Origin of the sequence: Paraburkholderia sp. MM5496-R1 (genome assembly GCF_050436205.1) — a bacterium.
Lineage (GTDB): Bacteria > Pseudomonadota > Gammaproteobacteria > Burkholderiales > Burkholderiaceae > Paraburkholderia > Paraburkholderia tuberum.
The window spans coordinates 174,140-198,024 of record NZ_JBNDLT010000002.1 but is presented as its reverse complement, the minus strand read 5'-3'; the positions used below and the strand labels follow the sequence as shown (position 1 = coordinate 198,024).

15 protein-coding genes and 2 pseudogenes are annotated in these 23,885 nt (G+C 59.2%); 15 read left to right on the top strand and 2 right to left on the bottom strand.

Features of this window, described 5'->3' with window-relative positions:
• Positions 1 to 88: 88 nt before the first annotated feature.
• The 4 genes from OKW38_RS07670 (at position 89) to OKW38_RS07655 (ending at position 6,417) form a co-directional block, all read left to right on the top strand.
• Positions 89 to 964, top strand: coding sequence for a tyrosine-type recombinase/integrase (locus tag OKW38_RS07670; RefSeq protein ID WP_429360859.1), 876 nt, complete (start codon positions 89 to 91; stop codon positions 962 to 964).
• Between the two features lie 2 nt (positions 965 to 966).
• Positions 967 to 2,163 carry an IS91 family transposase gene (locus tag OKW38_RS07665; RefSeq protein WP_429363691.1) on the top strand — a complete coding sequence of 399 codons (1,197 nt, stop codon included), beginning with the start codon at positions 967 to 969 and terminating at the stop codon, positions 2,161 to 2,163.
• A gap of 736 nt (positions 2,164 to 2,899) precedes the next feature.
• A complete protein-coding gene (locus OKW38_RS07660) occupies positions 2,900 to 5,242 on the top strand; it encodes a hypothetical protein (RefSeq protein ID WP_429360857.1) in 2,343 nt (780 codons plus the stop codon).
• Positions 5,243 to 5,664: 422 nt separating this feature from the next.
• The gene (locus tag OKW38_RS07655; RefSeq protein ID WP_429360855.1) at positions 5,665 to 6,417 is read left to right on the top strand and encodes a hypothetical protein; all 753 of its coding nucleotides are present in this window, start codon (positions 5,665 to 5,667) and stop codon (positions 6,415 to 6,417) included.
• 308 nt (positions 6,418 to 6,725) lie between these two features.
• On the opposite strand, the gene OKW38_RS07650 is transcribed toward OKW38_RS07655, so the two are convergent.
• Complete coding sequence (locus OKW38_RS07650) at positions 6,726 to 7,157, bottom strand: DUF3553 domain-containing protein (protein ID WP_429360853.1); 432 nt, start codon at positions 7,155 to 7,157, stop codon at positions 6,726 to 6,728.
• A 1,040-nt stretch (positions 7,158 to 8,197) separates the two neighbouring features.
• Here OKW38_RS07650 and OKW38_RS07645 point away from each other — a divergent pair.
• The 4 genes from OKW38_RS07645 (at position 8,198) to OKW38_RS07630 (ending at position 13,822) form a co-directional block, all read left to right on the top strand.
• A complete protein-coding gene (locus OKW38_RS07645) occupies positions 8,198 to 8,359 on the top strand; it encodes a hypothetical protein (protein WP_429360852.1) in 162 nt (53 codons plus the stop codon).
• Positions 8,360 to 8,495: 136 nt separating this feature from the next.
• Complete coding sequence (locus OKW38_RS07640) at positions 8,496 to 9,620, top strand: hypothetical protein (protein ID WP_429360850.1); 1,125 nt, start codon at positions 8,496 to 8,498, stop codon at positions 9,618 to 9,620.
• Positions 9,621 to 9,646: 26 nt separating this feature from the next.
• The gene (locus OKW38_RS07635; protein ID WP_429360849.1) at positions 9,647 to 12,688 is read left to right on the top strand and encodes a hypothetical protein; all 3,042 of its coding nucleotides are present in this window, start codon (positions 9,647 to 9,649) and stop codon (positions 12,686 to 12,688) included.
• 9 nt (positions 12,689 to 12,697) lie between these two features.
• The gene (locus OKW38_RS07630; protein ID WP_429360848.1) at positions 12,698 to 13,822 is read left to right on the top strand and encodes a hypothetical protein; all 1,125 of its coding nucleotides are present in this window, start codon (positions 12,698 to 12,700) and stop codon (positions 13,820 to 13,822) included.
• A gap of 772 nt (positions 13,823 to 14,594) precedes the next feature.
• Here OKW38_RS07630 and OKW38_RS07625 read toward each other — a convergent pair.
• A pseudogene (locus OKW38_RS07625) lies at positions 14,595 to 15,732 on the bottom strand (IS110 family transposase).
• A gap of 569 nt (positions 15,733 to 16,301) precedes the next feature.
• Between OKW38_RS07625 and OKW38_RS07620 the strand changes: the two are divergent.
• The 7 genes and pseudogenes from OKW38_RS07620 (at position 16,302) to OKW38_RS07590 (ending at position 23,851) form a co-directional block, all read left to right on the top strand.
• Positions 16,302 to 16,535 (top strand): hypothetical protein, encoded by a 234-nt coding sequence (locus tag OKW38_RS07620; RefSeq protein ID WP_429360847.1) that lies wholly within the window; start codon positions 16,302 to 16,304, stop codon positions 16,533 to 16,535.
• 11 nt (positions 16,536 to 16,546) lie between these two features.
• Positions 16,547 to 18,040 carry a multinuclear nonheme iron-dependent oxidase gene (locus OKW38_RS07615; RefSeq protein ID WP_429360846.1) on the top strand — a complete coding sequence of 498 codons (1,494 nt, stop codon included), beginning with the start codon at positions 16,547 to 16,549 and terminating at the stop codon, positions 18,038 to 18,040.
• Between the two features lie 1,424 nt (positions 18,041 to 19,464).
• The gene (locus tag OKW38_RS07610; RefSeq protein WP_184062687.1) at positions 19,465 to 20,340 is read left to right on the top strand and encodes a tyrosine-type recombinase/integrase; all 876 of its coding nucleotides are present in this window, start codon (positions 19,465 to 19,467) and stop codon (positions 20,338 to 20,340) included.
• Positions 20,341 to 20,363: 23 nt separating this feature from the next.
• Positions 20,364 to 20,543: pseudogene (locus tag OKW38_RS07605) on the top strand (transposase zinc-binding domain-containing protein); the annotation flags it as partial.
• 169 nt (positions 20,544 to 20,712) lie between these two features.
• Positions 20,713 to 21,960, top strand: coding sequence for a site-specific integrase (locus OKW38_RS07600; RefSeq protein ID WP_429360844.1), 1,248 nt, complete (start codon positions 20,713 to 20,715; stop codon positions 21,958 to 21,960).
• Positions 21,957 to 22,865 (top strand): tyrosine-type recombinase/integrase, encoded by a 909-nt coding sequence (locus OKW38_RS07595; protein WP_429360842.1) that lies wholly within the window; start codon positions 21,957 to 21,959, stop codon positions 22,863 to 22,865. Before OKW38_RS07600 ends, OKW38_RS07595 begins: the two co-directional genes overlap by 4 nt.
• Positions 22,862 to 23,851, top strand: a complete 990-nt coding sequence (locus OKW38_RS07590) for a tyrosine-type recombinase/integrase (RefSeq protein WP_429360841.1) — start codon at positions 22,862 to 22,864, stop codon at positions 23,849 to 23,851. Before OKW38_RS07595 ends, OKW38_RS07590 begins: the two co-directional genes overlap by 4 nt.
• Positions 23,852 to 23,885: the final 34 nt, after the last annotated feature.

Sequence of the window (23,885 nt, the reverse complement as noted above, 5' to 3'; positions counted from 1 at the left end):
GACGTTAGTGGTCCCGGAGAGGAAACCGACTCTGTTTTCATGTTGAAGGGCGAGGCAATCCGCCTCGTCGTTCAACGGGAGCAGAGCCATGACTCACACCAGCCAGGATATCAGTCCGCTGCGCCAGCGCATGATCGACGACATGCGCATGCGCAAGCTCGCACCGAAGACGCAAGCCGGTTATGTCCGCGTGGTCCTTCAGTTCGCCGCGTTCCTCGGGCGCCCGCCCGGCACCGCCACCGTCGAGGACCTGCGGCGCTACCAACTGCATCTGGTCGACCACGGCATCTCGCCCGTGTCGCTGAATGCCGCCATCACCGGACTGAAGTTCTTCTTCGACATCACGCTCCACCAGCCCGAGCTGATGGCGAGGATGCAGCCGGTGCGCGTGCCCCGCACGCTACCGGTCGTGCTCAGCCCCGACGAAGTGGGCCGCCTGATCGCCGCCGCCGGCAACCTGAAGCACCAGACCGCGCTGTCGGTCGCCTACGGCACCGGCCTGCGCGCCAGTGAAGTGGTGGCGCTGAAGGTCGGCGACGTTGACAGCCAGCGCATGACGCTGCGTATCGAGCAGGGCAAGGGCCGCCGGGACCGCTACGCGATGCTCTCGCCGGTCCTGCTCGAACGCCTGCGTGTCTGGTGGCGCGTGGCCCACGCGCAGGGTCGCATGCTCAAGGGCGGATGGCTGTTCCCGGGGATGGATCCCGTCGACCCGCTGACCCCGAGGCAACTGAACCGCGCCATCCATGCCGCCGCCGAGGCCGCGAACATCGACAAGCGCGTGTCCATGCACACGCTGCGTCACAGCTTTGCGACTCACCTGCTCGAACAGAAGGTCGATATCCGCCTGATCCAGGTCCTGCTCGGGCACCGGCAGCTCGAGACCACCGCACTCTATGCCCAGGTGGCCACCGACCTGCTACGCCAGGTCATCAGCCCGCTGGACCGCCTGCCTTCCGACTAGACCTGCACCGCGCGGAGCGCCCCGTGCTGGAGGTCGCGGACATCTTCCGCGTCCACGGGCCAGCGTGGCGACAGACTGTACAGCTAAGCCTGGGACAGCTGAAGGTCATGTCGGCCATCGAACAGTGCCGCAGCGCGGCGCTGGGTGGACATGTGTTGCGCTGTTCCGGCTGCGCAAAGGTGGAGATCGCCTATAACTCGTGTCGTAATAGACATTGCACAAAGTGCCAGGCGAGCGCCGCACACCGGTGGCTCGAGGCACGTCAGGCCGACCTGCTGCCCGTGGAGTATTACCACGTCGTCTTCACGCTGCCCGCCGTGATCAGTGCGATCGCCTGGTACAACAAGGCGGTGCTTTACGGGCTGCTGTTCGATGTCGCCGCCGACACGCTGCGCACCATTGCCGCCGATCCCCGACATCTCGGCGCCCAGATCGGCGCAACCCTGGTGCTGCACACCTGGGGCTCGGCGCTCACGCATCATCCGCATGTACATGGCATCGTTCCCGGCGGCGGCCTGACATCCGATGGCGAGCGGTGGGTCGCCTGCCGGCCCGGCTTCTTCCTGCCGGTGCGTGTGCTCTCGCGGCTGTTCCGGCGCCGCTTCCTGGAAGAACTCGCGGCGCTGCATCGCCGCGGCCAGTTGCGCTTCTTCGGCGAGTACGCCGCGCTCGCCGATCCCGCTGTCTTCGCCCGGTGGCTGGCGCCGCTACGCGTGTGCGAGTGGGTGGTCTATGCGAAGCGCCCGTTCGCGGGACCCGAGGCGGTGCTCGCCTACCTGTCACGCTACACGCATCGCGTGGCCATCTCCAACCAGCGGCTGGTTGCGCTCGATGAACGCGGGGTCACCTTCCGCTGGAAGGACTATCGCGCGAAGGGGCGCACCCGCTACAAGACCATGACCCTGGGCGCGGATGAGTTCATGCGTCGCTTCCTGCTACATGTGCTGCCCAGCGGCTTCCACCGCATCCGCCACTATGGTCTGCTCGCCAATCCCGTGCGGCGGCACAATCTCGCGAAGATACGCGGGCTGCTGCATGTCACGGCCACCGGCGCGCAGGCCGCCGCTGCCAATGCACCACCTGGCAATCTCCCGCCGCGCTTCATCTGCCGGCACTGCGGCGCGCCGATGGTCATCATCGACATCCTGCAGCGCAGCGCCCCGATCCGCGCACCACCCGCACAGCGAGCCGCAGCATGAGTGTGAGTGTTTCGAGACGTCCAGACCGACCGTCGGCTCTCCGGCAACGGGACCCGATAGCGGACGGTTGCGCCCCTCGCCCGGATCGCGCGGTTTCGCGCTCCGCGCACCGCCAGAAACACCAGCCGGCCCCCTTCGCCAACGTGCATCCTCTCGACATCAACCCGGTTCACCTGACCTCACCGTCATCCCGACGTCACGTGCGACCGCTCCAATCCCCATAGCGATACAGGTTCCGGCCGCACCGGGACACTCCGCGGTTTCCTCCATCGGGGTTTGTACGACGCCTGCCCGCACGCTCCTGTGGCGCGCGCCCATGTGCACGGTCAAGGGCAGGCATCCTACAAACCTAAACAGTTGCAGACCGGTGAGCGGCCTCCGCCCGTGAGGACGAGCGTCCACAAATGGCCGACTTCAGTCCGGATGCGGTCGGCCGAACTCGACCCTGAGCCGCCATCGCGACTGCCACTAGGTCAGTGGCCGTTCGCGGAGCGGAGCAGACATCGCAATACTGATGCTACCGGGTAGGGAGCGCCCACATGCACCCATCGTGGATGACCGGCCTTACCGGAGGAATGTCGTCCGCTTTGAATGTAAACGGTCCTTGGATGAAATGCCTGTTCTTAGTAATATCGAAGGTTTTCTTGAAGCGCGATTCCGCTTCAAACCAAGCGTCAAGCTCTGCTTCTGAGCGCCGCTAAAAGAAAAACTTGAAACGTCCAGAAGGACCAGCGAGATGACCATACTCTGGACTCACCACCAAGATGCCGCTCTGAACGATGTTCAGCCCGCGCCGCCTTCATCGCCTGATTCGTTGCCTGAAGCCGGACGGTACGGAACCGGCATCATCAAATGGTCGGGCGGCGTCAACAATCAAACCGGCAAAATTAACGATTTCGGATTCATCCAGACGAAGTCTGGCGACGTGTTCTTTCACAAGGCCAACGTCGTTTCCAGCTGGGAATCGCTGCGTGACTCCACTCGCGTGATGTTCCGCTTCGTCAATGGGCGCCACGGAAAAATCGCGGCGATCGAAGTCGGAATACTCGATGAAATTCCCGACGAGGCGCTGCTGAAGTACCTTGCCGCGTCCGAAGGTTCGGCTGGCAGAAGCGCTCGCATGGGTGTCGAAGAAGGATTGACGGAAATTGTTCGCGCATCCGATGGCATGCTGGGATGGGAAGCTCTGAGAAGGCTCGTCAGGTCGGCATCGGAACTCACATTGTCGACGCTCGCGGGCAGCATCTTAGTGAACGACGCTCTGGAAAGCCGCGCAAACTGGCTTAGTGCGCTCGACCGGCGAACGCTGCTGCGGCATGAAGCAACCGCGCTGCGTATGATGCTTCCGCGACATCATCATCTGGGGACGCTCGCGTTGCTTCCGTCCCTCGACGGATACGATCAGGAAGCGATCTCGGCGCTTCAGAAGCAGAGCGCCGATTCGACGACCGATTCGTCATTCTGGGCCCGGTTTCCACCGCGCGGCCCGAAAGACGTTTTTTTTCAATATGCGCCGGACAGGGTAAAAGCCAACGTTTGCCGCAATCACTACGCCGCCTTCCTCAGGAGGTTGGACGACCTCTTCGATCCACTTGAAAATGCCCAGACCCGTCTCGATGCCGTCGCGACCTGTAAAGCACTGACCGAGGAAGACAGGGAGCTTGCGAAAGCCTGGGCGAAAGACAAGAGCAAAGAGAGTACGCTTGCGCGCATGCTTTCCGCACGCGCGGCCGAGAAGGCGGGAATGTCTTTCTACCGCGAACAGGGCTGCGTCGTGGAAGACGTCGCCATCAATCAGCTGAGTCCCGGAGTTCGCGACTGGATCACGCACGATTTGCGTATCGACGGCACGGTTGCCGTCGACGTCAAGAATTCCCGGCGTCCGAGAAACAGCAAGCGATTCTATGTCGAACATACGGTACCGAAGTTCAAGCTCGATCGGCAAAGCAGGAACGTGCACATTGCGGGCGTGCTCTCGCCATACCTAAGACTCAGCTATTTGGAAAAACCGGAGACGGCCGCCTTCGAAATCGAGCCGATCGTTTTTCTCGGCGAGACCCGCTTCGACGACGTCGAACGCCTCGTGAAATCGTTTGATACACCGACGTTTGTACTTGACCGCGGCCGTCACCGCACGATACCCACGTGGCTCTTTGATTATCCGGCTGCGTGGTACAAAAATTATTTGGCAAATGTCGTCGCTCTGACCGGAGACTGCGCTTGGCCCGAAGGCGATGAATGGCGCTATACCCTCTATGCCGGGGAGACCAAGGACGCGTTGCTCAAGCTGTGCGCCATCGGCGTCGACGCTCCTGAGGCGTTAGTACGCGGTCGCGATGACTGGGAAAAGGTGTTCCATGTGAAGCTTAAGGAGGACCTCAAGACGCTACCGCGGCTTCCGGCAATCTATCTCACAGTCATCAAGGACTTTGTGGGTAGGCTGCGCGGTGCGCCGTCCGACTTTTCGCCGGCGGACTACGTGCCCCTGCTCTTTGTGAGCGGTAAGGAGCACGCCGAATCCTATCCACTGGGCGTGCTCGATCCGCTTTGCATCGTCAAGAATCTGATCGACACAATCGCAATTCTCTGGAGCAATCGCGAGTCGCTGAAACTCGACAAACTCGTCACGTTCAGGTTTACCGGTCTCGGGATACTTCAGGGTAAAGAGTTCGATGCGAGCAAGTGGATCACAATTCTGGCCTATTGCGGTGGAAGCGTCTATGAGAGGGATGACGACAAAGTCCGACTAGATTCGGACGGCAGACCGACCTTTCAAAGCAAATGCGGCTATGCGCCGCTCATTCTGGGAGTACAGAACACATGCAACACGTGCGGCTACCTCGTCTGTTCGCAGTGTGAGTTCTGTTGCCGGACATGCGAAGAGGCACGTTTCGAACGGCAGGCGCGAGCCGAACTGGAAGAAAGTGTTCGTGCCCGGTCGGGCCGATCTAAAGGCTACGGGCGCGCACGCCCGGGCTGGGATTCTTATCGTGAACCTGGAAATGACGAGCACGCGCGGTCCTCGGACATGCCGCCTGCATGGGATATTCCGATCGAAGCCTACAAGGACGGCTACTGAGTCCTGCGCCTCGCACGCGGCGAGCCCGCAAAATCAACGGGTTCGGGACGCGCAACCCGGGCCTTGCCGCCCTGCCTCATGTCCGAAATTTGCAAGCTTGAGACATGCGAATGACGAAGTCCGGACGCTAGGGGCAGCTTCCGGAACCGCAACGGTCACTACTACAGTCAGTTCGGCGGACGAGTGGTCGATCACTCAAGACACTCTGAGCCCTTTTGGGCTCGCAGCCAGCAAATGGCCACTGGGGGTGGGCGAGCGGCGCGGTTGTGCAGCACCGTTGGAAAGAGGCACGCAGGCGCTCGTCGACCAGACGGCGATTTCAGCGGTGAAGATTGCCCGCGCTGCCAGCCTAATTCTCGTGCGATCTGCGTCGTGCGCCAGTAGAATTCCCCGACATCATTACAAACAATCACGGGGAAACTATGAAATGCCTTTCTGTTGCATTGGCTGTCGTCGCTGCCTGCGCCGGGTGTCACCAAGGAGTCACGTCCACGACGACCTCCGCGGCTTCAAGCGCTACAGTCATAGGTGGACCAGCGTCTGATGTCCAGATCGTCCCCGTACACCACGCCACGCCCGATGAGTGGAAGTCGGCTCTGCTCGCAACCTACACAGAAAGCAAGGTCAAGGATCTTGGGGACGGCACGACCGAATTTATGGCGGAGTTCAAAACGGACGCGCACATTCCGGCCGTGGTGGGAAAGCGAGACGGCTTCCGCAAGCTGCGGTTTTTCAAGATGAACTGGTCAGTGGTGAATCCGATCCTGCAGCGCTCGTCGGTCGGTGTATATATCTCGGTCCCAGACAACGAGCAGCCTCTTGTCTTTTTGCGGCCATATTTTCATGCGAGGTCGTGGATTTTCTTCAATGAGCTTACCGTCATGGTTGACGGCGATGTAATTTTTGATCAGAAACTCGACCAAAAAAACCTGAACCGCCAGGTCGAAGACGGCGGAGTCACAGAGATTGGCGATATTCTTCTAGGCCCTAGTCAGCTCGATTCGTTGCGAAAAATCAATCCGAAATCCAACGTCGTGATACGGCTGACGGGGGAAAAGGGATATATCACTATCCCGAAAAATCAAGCCGAGCAATTCAGATTTGATCTCGTAAATGCAATCGGCATCTACTACAAAATCGACGAGGCGTTGACGGATCACATTCCCCCGGTCTAACCGCCCTTCCAGCATTCCTAGGGCGAGCGAAGTGCGCATATATTTGTCGGGCCTACTTTGGGAGCCAGCTGCTGACACGACCTACAGGCGTAAATTTGACGGATGCTGTCAGTCAATTTCGTTTGAAGCTATGGGGCATAACTGGGCCGAGGTGGCCCGCGATCACGTAGTGGCCGAGCCAAAGGCCGCTGCACGGTGAAAAGCCGTCATTTGAACGTCCGGGCGGTGCCCTTGTCGACCGTCGCTTCCTGGCCGCACGCGGCCGAGCGATACCCCGCCAACCGTGACCGTGACACCAGCTCTGCACGTCACTTCGGGCTGTAACGGCTCTTGATACCGTCGATCGTGCGTAGCTCGTCGTAGTATCGCTTTTCCCCTGTATGCTTGTCTTCGAATGTCCTCTGACTGTGCTTGAAACAAGGATCGCACCAACCCAACCGATACCGCGTCGGATTCGAAGTCTCACCGAATTGCGTCGGCGCTCCGCAGTTCGTGCAGAGGACTTTCCCCTTTGCATTTCCGATCGGAGTTTCCGTACTGCCTATCGCGTCAAGGACTGCACTCGACGCGCCGTCGCGCGAAAGTTTCTCAGGCTGAACGAAGTCCAAGGAAATCGTCTTCTCGCCAGCATTGGCAAAGAAGACCCGGACGGTACCCGCGACGCTGTCGCTCAGCACCTGGCCAATGCCCCACTCTGGCTTCTTCGGGTGCTGAACACGATCGCCTTTCTTGTATTGCATGAAATTTCCCCGATGGCAGTTCGTTGGCTTTTCTCAGTCCACGTGCCTTCTGAGTCATCCGCGAATGTTGTCGGCGCGCGGACGGTCGGCCGGCGTGAGGCCTGTTGTGTTAACTAGCGTCGATCCACTCGAGGACGAGTCGCTGCGACTCGTCCATATGCCACCCGATTCCTAGGTGAACGTGAGCCTCAGCGCGCCTTTGTCGTATCGGCATCGTCGAGAAGCGCTGGCGGTTTGTCGGAACGGTTCACGAACAACATAATATCCGGTGGACGCGATTTCCACCCAAATCAACGAATGCATCCCCCCGGCGGATGACCGGTCCTGAGCCGAGCGTCAGTCGCTTGCCGACCCGTTACTGCCTTTCGACCCAACGCGAGGGCTATGGCTGGTTGCAAACTAGAACGGTCATTCGCGCGGCGTATCAGCCGGCAAGTCGTCGCCCTTAGCTGACCTTCAGCAATCTAAGGCCGCGCGGCCGCTGCAGGTCGCTTTGCTGTCGTTCGCGAACTGCCGTCTTTGCTCCATGCAACACCCTTTGCTGCTCATGCAGTCTTCAGGGTGTTGCATCGACCGATTGAATGCGCAAAGTAGTGCGGTCGCTTGAGCGTCCAGCCGTTCGCCTGGACGAGCGACCGGTGATGGCCCAGAGAGTGTCAAGCTCGAAATCCCTCGGTTTTCGAGTGTCACTTGAAAGGGCCGGTCGCCCTTGCATGAAACGACTGCTCGGATAGGCTGCATCGAACGGTTTGCTAACAAAATGGCTGTCGGATCCCCAACGCAACAATCAAGCCACCACATACGAGGTCAATCCGAGCCTTGGACCGACAATATGTCCTCGCGACTTCTGCAAGCCGGAGAGAACACCGACAAACCGACCCGCGAATGCGAGCCTCGCATACGAGTGAACAAGTGCTTCATACCGCACGCCAATGATGTAGGCGTTCCGACCAATCCACATCCGCAAATTGCACCCCGTCTTTTACAAGGCGCGCCGCGTTAGCAATAGTCTCGACTACTGTTTCGAGGCTGAGTTTCAAATGCGCACCCCGCTCTTCGTTCTATCAACAGGATTCAGCGTGGCGATCGCGCTGGCGCACATTGTCGAGTCGCAATGGTTTGAAGAGGGGGTGCAACCGTTACCCCGCCCGAAAGCGGGCGGATTTCCTCCGGTGTTCCAGTACACGGATTTTCAAACATGACGGGCTCAAGATTATACCCGCCAACTTAGCGCATATTTCGCTTCTAAGTCACCGGTTTTCAATCCGTCGTCTATGCTCAAAAAAAAATAAAAAAACAACGAACGAATTTCCAGGGACGGCGAGAAGGAGAACGATCATGGAATTTTTTTTGGACCCGAACGGCGACGATATCAAGTTGACGTGGCGCACTGACCAGGCCGGGTCGCGGGAGAAACCTTTGCTCATCTCCAAGCTCCTTCTTCAACAGCGCGGGAAGGAGATTCGCGACGATCTCACCAGTCTGAGCAAGTATGTCGAGACATTCAAGCTGAATCCAGGCAGAGATCCTGGCTGGGAACGCTATGTAGCAATCCTTTCGGATTTGCGGACGCACGGGCGAGCGCTCCATAAGGCACTATTTCCCTTCAATGATCCTCGCGCACGCAGGCTTGCGGCCGAACTCGCCGCAGCATCGCCAAGGCATGCCGAACTCACAATTCACTGCTCGGACGAACAGGTGACTCTGCCATTCGGCTTCGTTTTCTGCGACGAACAGCGTCGCCCGCTAGCCATCTTATCTCACCCGAATCGCGCGGACTTTTCAGGCTTCTGGGTCAATCGATACCGAATCTCGCTGCTGATCGCGGGCGGCAGGTGCAACTCTCTCAACATTGATCCGAACTCGTTCAGGTCGCTTTATGCGATGGATCAAACGGAATTCGCAGACATCTTTGACCTGATCGGCACGGACGGTGACAGGCTGGATTTGCTTCTCAAGAATATTGAATCTAAAAAGGCTTATTACAGCTGGCGCGAGGCCGGAGAAGCCTGTCGTCAGATGGCAGATTCGAATCGTGTCGTCTTCGTATTCGGACATTCGGATGGGGACTACCTCAAGCTTTCCGGCACCGAAAAAATCGATTCGGGCAGTTTCGCTGAGATTCTGCGACGGGATCAACGTGAAACCCAGACCACGTTGCTCATATTGAATTGCTGTTGCTCGGTCGCCGGGCAAGAGCATTGCTCTCTACTGGGATCGGTAGCCGCACCTGGATTTTGCGGACTCGTCGGAACCGAAGCAGAAATAGTGAATACGCACGCGATTCGCTGTGGTACACGCTTGATGTGGGCTATGTGCGCACGTGGCCTGTCACTTGGCAAAGCGTTTGACCGAATGCAGCGGGACGAGGATCTATTTCCTCTCAATCTCCTCTACACATGCTATGCGGATCGTCGATTTCGCCTAACGCGACCGTTTGAAGGCTTGCAACTCGCCGCTTGATGGCGGCTCCTATCCCGAGAAGCGTCATGTGGCCCCAGTGTCCTTATCCCGGCTTAAGGTTCTATCGTGAAAGCGACGCCCTCCTCTTCTGCGAGAGAGAGACCGACACGCGTCAATGCGAGCGCGCGCTGTTTCGGTTCAATGCCAAACTGCTGATCCTGCAGGGAGTGAGCGGCGCTGGAAAATCTTCGTTTCTGCGCGCCGGACTGATTCCGTATCTGCGCGCTAACGCCGAAGAGCCTTGCGTATTTCTGTCGACTCATGACGGCGCGATTCGCTGTACCGCAGACCCGCTTCCGGAGATCGCCAAAGCCATGATCGACGCGCTCGAACGCGACACGCTACCTGTCAGCGAAACGACGCACGACAAAAACGCAGATGTCTGCACCCTGGTTGACACCGGCACCCGCAGTGAAGTCTGCGGTCTTCTGCGCGCCGCGCTGACCGTGCCGCGCCAGCAGTTGGCGGCCAAACTGGTCGACGCACTGCGGGCTACATGCGCCGAGCTTTCAGGAAAGCTCGTGCTCGTGCTGGACCAGGCGGAGGAAGTCTTGACGCATGTGCTAGACGACCCGTCCCGTCGCGAAGCTGTTTCCGCGTTCTTTTTCTTTCTCGAGGAGGTTTATCTGCAGAACGTGGACGTCCGTGTGATCGTCTCGATCCGTACGGAGTATTACGGACGCTTTCGCGATGAATTGCGCATCAGCGACGACCGAATGGCGACTCGCCCGAGGCACGGCGGCGTTGAGCCATACATGCTGAGATCTATTCGCGACAGAGACGCATTGTATCGCGCAATGAACGCGCCGACCGAGGCGACCACGATTCCGGAACCCATACCAGACAAGGCGCAAAAGGTGTACGACTTTTCCTTCGAAGCAGATGCACTGCGGAAAATCATCGACAATGTACTGGATTCATATCGGGCAGGATCAGTCACGCCCGCGCTTCAGATCATTTGTGCAGCCCTGTATGCCGAGTGTTCGAAGCATGGACGCATCATCACATACAAAGCATTTGAATCACACGGCGGTTCCGACGGCATGATGCGAGCTTACGTGGACGAGAGCGTTCATTACGCGGCAAAGCAGACTCGATCGGAACCTGACCAATGGCGCGCGCTTCTGCATTCGCTCGTCAGCCGGCAAGGCGGAGGCGCGCTCGTGTCACTGTCCGAGCCCGTCGAGGAACTTGAACGGCGGGCGTTGAACAAAGGTATCAGGCGAAAGGTGCGCGAAACGCTGCTCGCACTCAGTCGCGGCAATCGCCCGCTTTTACGTGGCGAACCACCGGAGAACCCCCAGTCTTACAGTTTGCAGCATGATGTGCTGGCATCCGTACTGGTCCGTTGGAAAACTGAGATCGATACGCGGCGGGCAGAGCGACTAAGCAAACGCCGCATTTTCTACGCCCTTGTTTCGGTTCTGGCCATCGTGCTCGCAGCAGCCGCCTTGTTCGCCTTACAGACCGCAGGACGTGGTGCGGAATTGCTTGCCGCCAAGCAAACCTTGATAGATGGACGTAACAGGCTGGCGGTTTATGCGCCGAAGGCCAACTTCAGGCAAAGTCTCGTCCTGCTGCTTGCCAATCTCGAAGCAACGAGGCATCGCGATAATTTCTACGAGCGCGTCTGGGGCTGGAGCAAAGTCTCGCCGGAGCAAACCGTTCTGGCGTTGCGCAATACGCTGATACGTTCGCCCGTCATGTCGGGAACGGCCGTCAGTGTTGGCATCGACCCTCACAGCGGCCAGGTGGCCGTGCTGTCCGACGACATGCAGACCTTCAGTATCTTCGCGCTCCCGAAAGATTCGACGTATCAGCATATGGATCCTGTCTTGACCCGGAAGCTACCGCCTCCGCCGACGTCGAAGCAGAACGTCCTAACCTCGGCCGCGGGATTCATCGACGGCCTCGGGCCGGTCGCAATCGTGTCGGGTGTGGCCTACTACTGGAACCCGGACGGCACACTGGTCACGAGGGATCTGATGAAAAAAATGATGCCCGAGGTAATCCGGGGCGCCGTCTTTCCTCACTTCGAATTCCTTGAGGGCAAACTTCTCGTCAGCGCGGGCAACTTCTCAGTAAGCGAAACTTTCGAGGTTAACACTGTGTACGTGGGCGCGGACGATCTCGCGGGCGAAAAGCCGCTGGGCGTCACGCGTCTGATCAGCGGCCTCAGTCGTACCTTTGGACCTGTGTTTTCACTCGCTTCCAGCTTGCCCGCGACCTATGCCTATCTCTATGACGGCGGCGAACGGCCCAGCTCCGACTCCGACGACCTAGTGTCGCGCAAGTTCGAGCGGCTGGTATATGGCGCTGGCGCATTGCCGCGTGCCGGACTGGATCTGAGCGTCAGTCGCGCGAGCGGCGAGTCAGCGATGAAAACCCTGAGCATCAGCCGCTTCACCGCACTTAGCAATCCCAGCCAACGCCAGCCGGTGGGCTTGGCGTTCGTTTCGAATCAGGACTCGCTCGTGTTTAAGGTCGGCGATCCCTCGAAACTCTATTACATTGACGTACCCGCTATGTTGGAAGGCCGCCTCACGAGCTACAGCATACCTAGCATCGACTTTCATCCACCCACTAATCTGTTCGCGGTGAAGCCACCCGATGACGACGACTTGCGCCCCGTTAGCGGCGGCCTTACCTGGATGGGCCCTCCGCTTGCCGCAGTTCGACTGGGTAATGCACTTCGCGTGGCATGGACGGCCCCCCGAGGGGTCTGGATCGGAGAGACAACGCCGTCTCATCCCAAAGACATGATTGCCTTGCCCGAATTCACCGGCCCTCTGATGAGCGGATCACCCGGCGGAACGCGACTCCTTTTCTCGAATGACGGCAACATGTTGATACTGCTTCAACAGCGGGATTTCCGTTCTCCCTTGACCTTCAGGCTTTGGGATCTTCGCAACGAACGCGTCCGTTTGATTGAGACCGCGCAAACCGACCGGTTAAAGGCGCTTGCGTGCGACTTGCTAGCAACCGCTTCGATGGACGAATTCTTCTCTGACCCCGAAGCGCTCCTGTACAAGGTGAATGCCAAGACTACCCAATGTCCGTCTCGATAGGCGACCGCCATGCCCGACTTCTTTGAACAAGTACAGAGGATCTGGTCGAACGTCAAAGGTCACAGCGCGCCTCTGCCCGCGCTCGCCGTCGTCTCGCCCGAGCGATGCTGGCCGGAGGGATCCGCCGGCGTGCGCATCCGGCGCGACGAAGCTTATGTCACGCTGCGTGTCAACGAGATGTATCTCGACCTGAATCGCCAATGGTACACAGTCTTCGACCCGCTGGTTCTGGTCGTGACGGAGTTCAATCATGGCAGGCAACGCGTGACCATCCCATATGTAGTCGGTCCAAACTTGATTCGCAAGCAGAACGGTGAACAAAACCCGAAGCACGGCTCGGTCGTACTGGATGCTCGCGTCGCCGGACCTTTCCCGTACCGGGGTGGCGATGTCGACATATCGATCGGCTTTTATCAGGTGCCACGCGCCAATTATGCGAAGACCTTGCTCAACATGATCGAGCATGTGTCCGATCTGATCGGAGGTGCACTTCCGATCGGTGTGATGGCGAGAACGGGAGCTGCTCTGCTCGAAGGAGTAGACGAGTTGCTGAATATCCAGGGAACGGTGATGCTGACCGGGCTCAGGCTTTCGCTCGCGACCTCTCCAATGGACCCTTTGACCACAGGCTTTTGCGCAATGATTGCGCCTACAGTTCCACAAGAGACGAATGCGCTCGTCGTTCGTGATCGCCGGTTGCGAATTCACGATGTCGTCGCATCCTGCGAAGTGCCCTATCGCGCCTCCGATTACGTCCTCCTTGGCATTACCGGGTCAGCCTCGCGCGAAGACGAAAGTCTCGGCCCTTTCATCGACATGAAGAACGACGCGCTCAATGCGCTCTGGGACGGCGCGGACGGCCCCGAGCGCGCGAAGGCCAATCTGATCACCGCATATCAGCAGATGCGCAAGAGCCCGGACATTACGGATGTCGAAGCACGCGTCCTGTTCGACTCGTGGCTTGTCGAACTCGACAGCGAGCTCACGCACCTGAGTCAAGTGAGAGCGCTCCCTATCGCCGGACCGGATGCAACGCCGGAAGAGACGCGCGACTGGGGCACTTCAGCGGACATGGCCCAAGAGTTGAGCAGCGCGCTGCTCCAGGTGAACAAGAGACTTAACGCACGTGTCTGATCATCGTCTGCGTGCGGCACGTTGACTTTAGAGCGTGGCCACTTTCGGTAGGCGTTACCCTCTCTTGTCGACCCGGAAGCGGCCGTTAGCGTGGTACTGGCTCCAAAGGCTGATGAGGGTCGCAAGTATGCATCCGCTTGAAGTGCCAGCTGACATTCGTGGCTGGCGAAGCACGAATGTCGGGAAAGCGGCCTGTAGCCGACTTATCGACGCCAATACTCGAATGACGGCTTTGGCCAACAAGCGCGCGTTGGGGATCGGGCGGGTTTCGGAGTGGACCGGTCGTTCGAACGACCACCGCATGGCTCAGGCGAGCGGCAGAAAGTGGCCGGGCTCTGCCCTTCGGGCGGTCGACCGCACCCGACCCGCTGCCGCCATTCGACCCAGGTCAGTCTAAACGGCAGCTTCTATGGGGACTTGTTTGTCAAGCCATTATTGATCGTCAGGTGAAGGGATCGGATTTCATGGCGAAACCTTTATGTTGTTGGCGACATGAGGGGGCGGGTGCGGTATGGCCGTTCGATCGTGATCCGAGGTCGGGGTGTGACTTGCGTTCGGGCTGGCGCCCCAACGAACTTCTATCCGTACAGGGCGCCAGCACCCTGTACCTCATGCGGTATGCGCCCAAGGCGCACTGGCAAACCCCAGTTATGGGCGCGCCCCATCTTTCAGAGCGGTCACGGTAGGGTGACCCGCTGCCGTTACGGGCGCGTCGACCTTTGATCATGATGTGTTCCCTGGCAGGCAGTGCGAACGATACCGTTCCGAAACGTCAGGGTGCAGTAGAACTGAGCGAAGCCCCGGCTGGAATCTCGCCGTGCTCCAGGTAGCGCCATAGGGCGATGGCGAGCCGCCGCGCCAATGCAACGATGCCCACACGTCGCATGCGCTTGCCGTTGCCCGCAAAGCGCCGGTTGAACCACTGGGTCAGGAGACTGTCGGGCTGCAGGCGCAACCAGCGCCAGGCCTGTTCGACGAGGATCGTGCGCGCTCGTCTGTTGCCGGCTTTGCTGATGCCCTGCTCGATCTGGCTGTCTCCGCTGTCGTAAGGCGTGGGCGTCAGTCCGAGACACCCTGCGACCTCGCGCCGGTTGGCGAAACGTCGCCACCCAAATACTTCCTTGACCAATACCCAGGCGCCCTTGGGCCCGATCGCGCGCAGCCGGGCGAGTTGGGTCGCGAGCGGGTGCTTGCCCTCGGCCAGTTCCTGGCGGCGTGCGGCCTCCAGGATCCTGATCTGTTGCTTGACCAGCGCCAGCCGCGCGCTCTCGCGCTCGATCTCGCCGCATAGCATGGGCGGCACCTGATCGCGGTGGTTTGTCCACCAGTGTGCCCAGTCGCGTCCGCCGATGATGGCCTGCGGACGCAGGTTATGCAGCACCAGCAACGAGCGGATGCGGTTCATGTGGGCGATGCGTTCCTGGCTCAGCCGGGTCAGCTCACGATGGGTGCGGCGAGCGTCTTCCTGCTCGGGTGTGGGCTCGCGCAACACCGACCAGACGCGCTCGCCCGCGTAATGGCGCCTGAGCAGCGCCAGTAGCTTGTCGCCGTCGAGCCGGTCGGTCTTGGCCCGCTTCGCACGTCGGTTCACCTCGATGCTTGCTGCGTCCACCACGAGGTTGTCGATGCCTTGCCCGGTCAACCAGCGGTGCAGCCACCAGCCATCGCGGCCGGCCTCATAGCAGGAATGGACCCTTGGCCTGCGGCTCGAGGCCGCAACGCCGCATGGCCCGACGTGCGCAGTCGAGTACGGCAGCCGTGTCGCCCGCGTGCACGCTGTAGCGGCGCGGGCTCTGTCGGCCATCGCTGGCCGTCAACTTCTAGGACTTGTCGCCGAGCTCGAAGCTCATGTACAGATCGCCCTGGATCGCCGTATCCTTGTCTTGTGGGACTGTATGGGTCGAAGACATTTCCGTCTCCTTTGCGCAGGGTTGGAAATTCCGTTTTAGCTAAATGGACCTCGGTCTGGTAGTCCCACACATAGCATCTTTCAAGTGCACATCAGCCATCCGCTTGGTTCAGCGGCAGGAGTTCGCCCGTGCCAAACGTTCGCATGCCCATTGTGCCCCAATGTCGCGCGGACTCATCGCTTTTATCCATCAAGCTACTTATGTCAGCTCGTCGAATTTCCTGTCATGATTTAAAAAATGGCATTGATATTTTAATCCGTTTGACTACTATTCCGTACAGTCCTTACAAATTAGAAATAGGATACGTCGTGTCAATAGTGATAGCCGTGATCTGAGCACACAGAAGAATAACCCGCCAGTAAGTGATAGTGCTGTGAGCGTTGTCGCGAACGTTTTCGACAGCAGAAAAGTGCGCTCGAAAGGGTGACGCGTCATCTGCTAACTCAATAGTGATGCTCAGTGTTTGGCCAAATTCGCCAATCTTCGCCCGGCGGTCTGTGTGACGTCGACTTACCGCAGTCTGCAGACCTGTCGCGCCCAACTTTCGCACCAAAAGGAGGAAATCTGTCATGTCAGATCTAAATCCCCAACCGCTTCCTCCCGGCAGAAGCGTCCGAATTTATGTCACACGTGAGGTGGCCTACGATCTCGAGAAAATGCACCGCATTACGGCAAACGTCTTGAACAAGCTAGGGTGTTCAGCTTGTCACTCCGGGCGCCAACTTGATTTTCAGATCGTCGAAGATTTTGTCGTAAATCCGGATACGCTCGAGGCCAAGGAAGTCGTCGGCATGAACGTCTAAATGGAGGAGCCGTGAGACAACTCGGCGTCGGACTTGTATATTGGCCCGAGTTGGCACCTTTGTTCGATGACAACAAAATATTGAACGTCCTCGAAGTGGAGCCTCAAGCTTTCTGGGAACTAGTTGGAGGACAAGACGGTTATCATTACCGGATCAATGACACAATAATTTCCCAAATCGAACTGCTGCCGCAGGATAAGCTAATTCACGGTATCGGACAGCCGGTTGGCGGGACAGTTGACGATCCGATAGAATATTTTGCGCAGCTCAGGCGCGTTGTACGGCGCCTTGACCCCGCGTGGGTGAGCGAACACCTGAGCTTCAATCGCACGCGAGTTAGCGAACGGTGCGAGGAATCAGGCTTCCTGCTGCCGCCGCGGCAGTCAGCCGCGGGCGTATCGACAGCCGTGAGCAATATCAGGCGCTTTTGTCAGCAGGTCGGCCGTCCGTTCGCGTTTGAGACAGGCGTGAGCTACGTTCGTCCGCGCTCCGATGAGATCGAGGACGGGGCGTTTATCGCAGCAATTGCGGCGCGGGCAAGATGTGGAATTCTGCTTGACTTGCACAACTTGTGGTGTAACCAGCTGAACGGCCGCCAACCCGTACTCGACGTGCTTGAGCACCTCCCGGTTGATCGGGTCTGGGAGTTGCATCTTGCAGGCGGGATGGAGTATCAGGGCTTTTGGCTGGATGGGCATAACGATGCGATACCGTCGCAGCTTTTGCAACTTGCCGAACAAGTCGTTCCGCAGCTATCGAATCTTGCTGCGATCATCTTTGAGATCTTGCCGGAGCATGTGGGACGCATTGGCATCGATAAAGTGTACAAGCAACTCGAGACGCTGCATGCGCTGTGGAAATTAAGGCCGCCGCAGAAGATAGTGGCAGCGCGCTCGAACGTGAACGGGGTCGCGCACCGTGTCACGAGGCAGGGCTCAATAACTGGGGATCCCTCGACTGAGGTCTGCGCTTGGGAACTATCCCTTGTTGCTGCGCTTCGTGGCGGCGAGATTTTCGATCATCGCTTTGCGGATTTACAGGATGACCCGGGCGTTGCCGTACTTCGCCAATTGATTAGCGACGCGCGCAGGGCCAGTGTCGCGCGCGCCTTACGGTACTCGAGCATCCTTCTTCTGCTCGGTGTCGGCCCCGGCGAAACGCACGCGTTGTTGAACGAGTATTTCTGTATTCACGCTCCGACATCCTTTGCATCGTTGGAAGCAGACCGCTTTGCTACGTTTCTTCGGAGTCATGCCAGTCTATGCGCGGCTGTTCCCTATCTTTTGGAAACCTTGGCGTTTGAACAGGCGCTAGTTCGGGCGACTACATATGGCGTCACGACCGACCTCGTTTGGACAATTGACCCAACCGCGCTCTTTGCGTCACTAGATAAAGGTTGTGCACCGACGGGCCTTAAGGAAGTTACAAACGCGATGCGGGTCAGCCCCGGAATGCCTGCAGACAGCGGTTCTGAAGTGGGAGGCTGGACCCCCATGGGGAAATAGTACACAGTTGGCTGTGTCGCGGAAGCAGGCGGGGGACAACGGCGTATTCCCAGCGAAGCGGATGCTGGATCTGCTTGCTAAGGGCCCCCATGGGACGTTCGTTGTAGTTAGAGGCGACGCGTGTTGGACAATATCAACGACGCACTCTCGGGAGTCCCGTACTTCCGTCGCACGCAGGCAAGGGAGGCGACTGAGACCGAACGGGATGCCGACAACAGCTGGTTTCTCAAGGTCGTGCCATGGATCGGCCGTGTGAGCAGTCCGTGGAGCGACTTGCAGGCGCAAATCGGTCGGTGGCCTGCCGTTTAGATGGGCCTGTCCCGGGCTGTAGATGCTACAGGCCAGCCTCTGCGGTTGATCGCCACCGAGGGATACGTCGCACGACATTTCGTGCGCGGAGGAATTGTGATCTCACCTGCCTCGGTTTCAATGGAGAGCGAACTTCCACGAGCTGTAGCCAGTAGTGCTCTTTTGTTTTGTCCGTAGTCACCTAGTGGGCAACACATTCGATATTTAGGCTTCTAAGGTGCGTAACAAATCTAGCCGCTTTGCAAGCGCGCTGCGAAAGGTCGCGCGGCAGATGCAATGTAGCCGTCGTTCGTCTCTTTACACACACTATGAGGAGCGCATGAATGAAATCGAATAAACTGCGAGTCACAGTAAATTTTGGACGTATTGTTTCAGCGGTCCTCTGCTCAATACTTTCGTCTTACCTGCTGCAGCTGCCGGACCTACCGTGGCATACGCTCATGTTAGCGGTAACGGGACCCTTGATATGGCGTCTTGCAGATGGCAACAGATGCAAGCGGACTTTTCTGTTTCACACTGTCGTTTGCACCCAAGACCGTAATGGCGACAATCTCCCAGGATCCCACTGCTCCTATTCAGGGAAATGGCTTTATTAGGGCTGCGATTGCGCCGACTCCGCTCTCCACATGTACCAATCTGCCTAACCCCAGCAGCGTGGTTGGAACGTTCAACCAAACAGGGTCAACGGGTGGCTATGCGTTTTACGTATACTGGACAAAATAATTTCAAAAGCTTCGTCGGAAAAACGCGTGGGCGGACGGAATCTCGGGGAGGTTGAGGGGGTACGGTCATCTGTGCTCCTGTTGCTGACAGTCTCCTGCCAATGACCGTTTACACAAAAATTTTTACACCCTCCGCACTGATTCAACAATCTGGCCCGTGAGGCTGATCGGCCGCCCGACTGTACGCGTTCATCCGTCCGCCGTCATTCAAAAAGTATTCGCTAGCTGACGTAGACCCAGCCCGCCCAAATGTCGGCAATGGCCGAGTGGACTAAACCGCTCGCGCGGTAGGGGGCTGCGGCCCGTCTCTGGCGGCGAATGGGAGGCCAGTGGCGCCGGCGCTTATGTTGGTGGTTGAGGCAATCCGCCTCGTCCTCCAGCAGGAGCCCCATCATGACCTCCTCCGATCCGGGCATCAGCCCGCTGCGCCGCCGTATGCTTGAGGACTTGCGCATGCGCAAGTTCGCACCCAAGACCCAGGCCGCCTACCTGCGTGCCGTACGTCAGTTCGCCCGATACCTCGGGCGTTTACCCGATACCGCCACGGTCGAGGACCTCCGGGACTATCAGCTGCATCTGGTCGATCACGGCGCGTCGCCGGTGTCGCTGAACGCCGCGATCAGCGGTCTGAAGTTCTTCTTCGAAGTCACGCTCGGCCGGCCTGAGCTGATGGCGCGGATGCAGCCGGTACGCGTGCCTCGCACGCTCCCGGTTGTGCTCAGCCCCGAGGAGGTGCGCCGGCTCATCGCGGCAGCCGGAAACCTCAAGCATCAGACCGCGCTGTCGGTCGCCTATGGCGCCGGGCTGCGTGCGAGCGAAGTGGTCGCCCTCAGGGTCAGCGACATCGACAGCCAGCGCATGACCCTGCGCATCGAGCAGGGCAAGGGCCGCCGTGACCGCTACGCGATGCTCTCGCCGGTCCTGCTCGAACGTCTGCGCGTCTGGTGGCGCGTTGCCCGTGCCCAGGGCTGCATGCTCGATGGCGGGTGGCTCTTTCCGGGCCTCGATCCGATCGACCCGCTCAGCACGCGGCAACTGACCCGCGCCATCCATGCGGCCGCCGAGACCGCAAACATCGACAAGCGCGTATCCATGCACACGCTGAGGCATTCCTTTGCCACGCACCTGCTGGAACAGAAGGAGGATATCCGCGTGATCCAGGTGCTCCTTGGACACAGGCAGATCGAGACCACCACGCTCTATACCCAGGTTGCCACTGACCTCCTGCGCAAGGTGGTCAGTCCGCTGGACCGCCTGCCCGCCGGCTAGCCCGGCCGCACGCGGAGCACCTCGTGCTGGAGGTCGCGGATATCTTCCGCGCCTGCGGGCCGGCGTGGCGGCGCACGGTAGCGCTGAGCCTGGGGCAGCTGAAGGTCATGTCGGCCATCGAACAGTGCCGCAGTGCGGCACTCGGGGGGCATGTGCTGCGCTGCGCCGGCTGCGACCGGATCGAGGTTGCCTACAACTCCTGCCTTATGGGAAGTTCTGTCTAACGGGGAGTTGCAGATCAGATTCGACACGAATGCGGCTGGCCGCGTCGGTTTGGTGTCTGGTTGGTCGCCGGTCAACTCCCCATAAAATCTCGGTTCTCCTTTGCTATGGTCGTCTGGCCTTCCCCGGCAACCCTCATAGGAGGACGTGATGCTAGACACCTACCTGGTAGCACCCAAAACCCTGGAACGCCTGCGCTCGGGGCCCAGCGGAGCCTTCATTGATGACTTTGCTGATGCGCTCGAACGGGACGGATACTCCGCGGCCAGCGCCGTACGTTATCTGCGAGCCGCCGACCATCTGGGCCGCTTCATGCTGGCGCACGGCGGCACCCTGGCCGATGCGGATCCACAGACTCCAGAAATCTTCTATCGTCATCTGCCTACCTGCACCTGTCCGGAAGCAAAAGGAGGTAAAGCCAACCACCATCTGTATTTCGGTGCCAAGCGCTTTCGCGAATACCTGATTGAGATCGGCGTCTGCCAGGACAACAAGCCCTCGATTGCCGAGATTCGAGAGCCGGCAATCGTGAGCGGTTTCCGGCGATGGTTGCACACGCACCGAGGCGCGAAAGCGTCGACCATTCGGCTCTACTGTCGTGATGCCGCAGTGATGGTGGAGGTGCTTGGTAGCGAAGCGACCCAGTGGGACGCAAAGCACATGCGCACGTTCCTGTTGAACAGTGCCTGCAACTGTGGCATCGGTACCGCAGAAAAGCTGGTCACCAGCGCACGGGCCTTCCTGCGTTATCTCGGTGTTCAGGGTTTATGTCGAGCCGGACTCGATCAAGCGGTTCCGGCGTTGGCGCACTGGCGCCTGGCGACACTGCCACGGTGTCTGAGCGCTGACGAAGTTGACCGTCTGATTGCCGCATGCGATGGCAATTTACACGGGCGCCTTCGCGATCGCGCGATTGTCCTGTTGCTGGTGCGACTCGGGGTCCGCGCTGGTGACCTGGCGAACCTTCGCATGAGCGATATCGAGTGGGAAACCGGGACACTGCGCGTCTCGGGAAAGGGGCGCTATGAAGTTCGTCTGCCGCTGCCGCAGGATGCCGGTGAGGCACTTCTGCGGTACATCGAGTCGCGACCTCGAGTTGCCTGCAGCGACCACGTCTTTGTTCGAAACATCGCCCCCTTCAAGCCGTTTATCTCAGGCGATTGCATATCGTCGGTAGTGAAGCGCGCACTAAAACGTGCCGGGGTGAGTTCGCCCGCCAAAGGCGCCCATCTGCTGCGCCACACAGCGGCGACCGAGATGTTACGTCATGGGCTTCCCCTCGACCAGATTGGCCAGGTCCTGAGGCATCGCGGCATCGACACCACGGCCTATTACGCCAAGGTCGACGTCGCGCTGCTCAGGCAAGTCGCGCAGCCATGGCCGGAGGTGACGAAATGATGCCGGCCGTGGAGTCCTATCTTGCCGCGCGGCGTGCGGCCGGCTTCAAACTACTGAACGCAGACTATCTGTTGCACAGCTTCGCGTGCTTTGCCGTCAAGCGCGGTGAAACGCACGTTCGCGCGCAAACTGCAATCGACTGGGCCGCCGAGGCTGCGTCGGTGGCCCAGCGTGACGCGAGGCTAAAGACCGTATGTCGGTTCGCCCGGTATCTGCGTACCGAAGATCAAAGCCATGAGCTGCCGCCCGCCCGGTACTTTGGCTACCGAAAGACACGCCGTGTCCCGTTCATCTACTCGCGCGCCGACATCAAGCGCCTGGTCAACGCAGCCTTGCAATCGGGTCCTCGCGATATGTTGCAACCACAAACGTATGCGACATTAATCGCCCTGCTGTCAGCCACGGGCATGCGGATCTCTGAGGCCCTGAACCTGCGGCGTGCCGACATTACCCCCGAAGGATTACTCATTCGAAAGAGCAAATTCCAGAAGACCCGTCTGGTTCCACTTCACGAGACGGCGGCGGAGGGTTTGCAGGGGTACTTGACCCTGCGGCTGCAGGCCCGTCCGGGTGACGACCATGTGTTCGTTGATGACGATGGTCGACCACTCAGATATACGGTCGCTTACTGGATGTTCCAGAAGCTGTTGAAGATTGCCGGCATCGGCACCACCCACAACGGCCACCGTCCCCGCCTGCATGAGCTCAGGCACACGTTCGCCGTCAGGGCACTGGAGGTGAGCCCGGAAGGCCGGGACCGCGTTGGGCGGCACATGTTGGCCCTTGCAACCTACATGGGTCACGTCAACATCACCGCCACCTATTGGTATCTGGAGGCTACTCCCGAGCTTCTGCATGACATTGCTGTCGCCGCAGAGGGGTTTCTCACTGGAGAACAGAAATGATCCCGATCGCACCGCACATTGTGGCATTTCTTCGTCAAAACCTTGCTCATGAGAGAGGCGCCAGCCAACACACCTGCGACTCCTATGCTTGCACCTTTCAGCTCCTGTTCGAGTTCGCCGCCGGGCGACTCAGGATGACGCCGTCGTCGCTAGCGCTGGAGCAGCTCGATGCGAGACTGATCAGCGACTTCCTGGAATATCTGGAAGATACGCGCCAGAACTCGCCTGGGACTCGCAATGTCCGGCTGGCTGCAATCAGGTCATTCTTCCACTTCCTTGAGTATCGCGAGCCCGCGATCCTCGAACAGGCGCGACGAATCCTGGGCATTCCCTACAAGAAAACTGATTCCCGGTTAGTGCCGTATCTGGGCGAGGAAGAGGTTCGGGCCCTGCTCGATGCGCCCGATCCGTCAACGCGCGAGGGGATCCGGGACCGGGCGATGCTGCATCTGGCCATCTGCGCTGGACTGCGTGTATCGGAACTGACGGGTTTGCAAGCCGCCGATGTTGTGTTCCCGTCGATGAGCATCCGTGTTCACGGCAAGGGTCGGCGGGAGCGCGCGTTGCCCCTGTGGAAAACGACCGCTAATGCATTGCGTGCCTGGATGGTGGTACGGGGAACCGTTGCAGTACCGGAATTGTTCGTCAATGCTCGCGGTGAAGCAATGAGTCGCTGGGGTTTCGCGTATATCCTTAAATGCCACGCTGAGACAGCTCGTCATACGTGTCCCTCGCTATCGAAGAAGCAGGTATCACCACACGTGTTGAGGCACACCTGCGCAATGATAGTACTACGAAGCACTCAGGATATTCGGAAAGTGTCCTTATGGCTCGGGCATAGCGATCTGGCGACCACTGAAATCTACACTCGCGCTGATCCAACTGAGAAGCTCGAAGCCCTCAACGCGATCGCCCCACCGCATCTGCGCAGGGGTTCGTTTCGGCCATCCGATAAGGTAATCGCCATGCTCAGGGCCAAGCTTTAATGGAGAGTCAATGGGGGTGGGGAGTCCGCTTCGC

Excerpts from the sequence above, each read along its gene's own strand:
- OKW38_RS07660 (WP_429360857.1), top strand. The coding sequence starts at position 2,900 with ATGACCATACTCTGGACTCACCACCAAGATGCCGCTCTGAACGATGTT.
- OKW38_RS07645 (WP_429360852.1), top strand. The coding sequence starts at position 8,198 with ATGCGCACCCCGCTCTTCGTTCTATCAACAGGATTCAGCGTGGCGATC.
- OKW38_RS07610 (WP_184062687.1), top strand. The coding sequence starts at position 19,465 with ATGACCTCCTCCGATCCGGGCATCAGCCCGCTGCGCCGCCGTATGCTT.
- OKW38_RS07620 (WP_429360847.1), top strand. The coding sequence starts at position 16,302 with ATGTCAGATCTAAATCCCCAACCGCTTCCTCCCGGCAGAAGCGTCCGA.
- OKW38_RS07640 (WP_429360850.1), top strand. The coding sequence starts at position 8,496 with ATGGAATTTTTTTTGGACCCGAACGGCGACGATATCAAGTTGACGTGG.
- OKW38_RS07600 (WP_429360844.1), top strand. The coding sequence starts at position 20,713 with ATGCTAGACACCTACCTGGTAGCACCCAAAACCCTGGAACGCCTGCGC.
- OKW38_RS07650 (WP_429360853.1), bottom strand. The coding sequence starts at position 7,157 with ATGCAATACAAGAAAGGCGATCGTGTTCAGCACCCGAAGAAGCCAGAG.
- OKW38_RS07655 (WP_429360855.1), top strand. The coding sequence starts at position 5,665 with ATGAAATGCCTTTCTGTTGCATTGGCTGTCGTCGCTGCCTGCGCCGGG.
- OKW38_RS07595 (WP_429360842.1), top strand. The coding sequence starts at position 21,957 with ATGATGCCGGCCGTGGAGTCCTATCTTGCCGCGCGGCGTGCGGCCGGC.
- OKW38_RS07635 (WP_429360849.1), top strand. The coding sequence starts at position 9,647 with ATGTGGCCCCAGTGTCCTTATCCCGGCTTAAGGTTCTATCGTGAAAGC.
- OKW38_RS07590 (WP_429360841.1), top strand. The coding sequence starts at position 22,862 with ATGATCCCGATCGCACCGCACATTGTGGCATTTCTTCGTCAAAACCTT.
- OKW38_RS07630 (WP_429360848.1), top strand. The coding sequence starts at position 12,698 with ATGCCCGACTTCTTTGAACAAGTACAGAGGATCTGGTCGAACGTCAAA.
- OKW38_RS07670 (WP_429360859.1), top strand. The coding sequence starts at position 89 with ATGACTCACACCAGCCAGGATATCAGTCCGCTGCGCCAGCGCATGATC.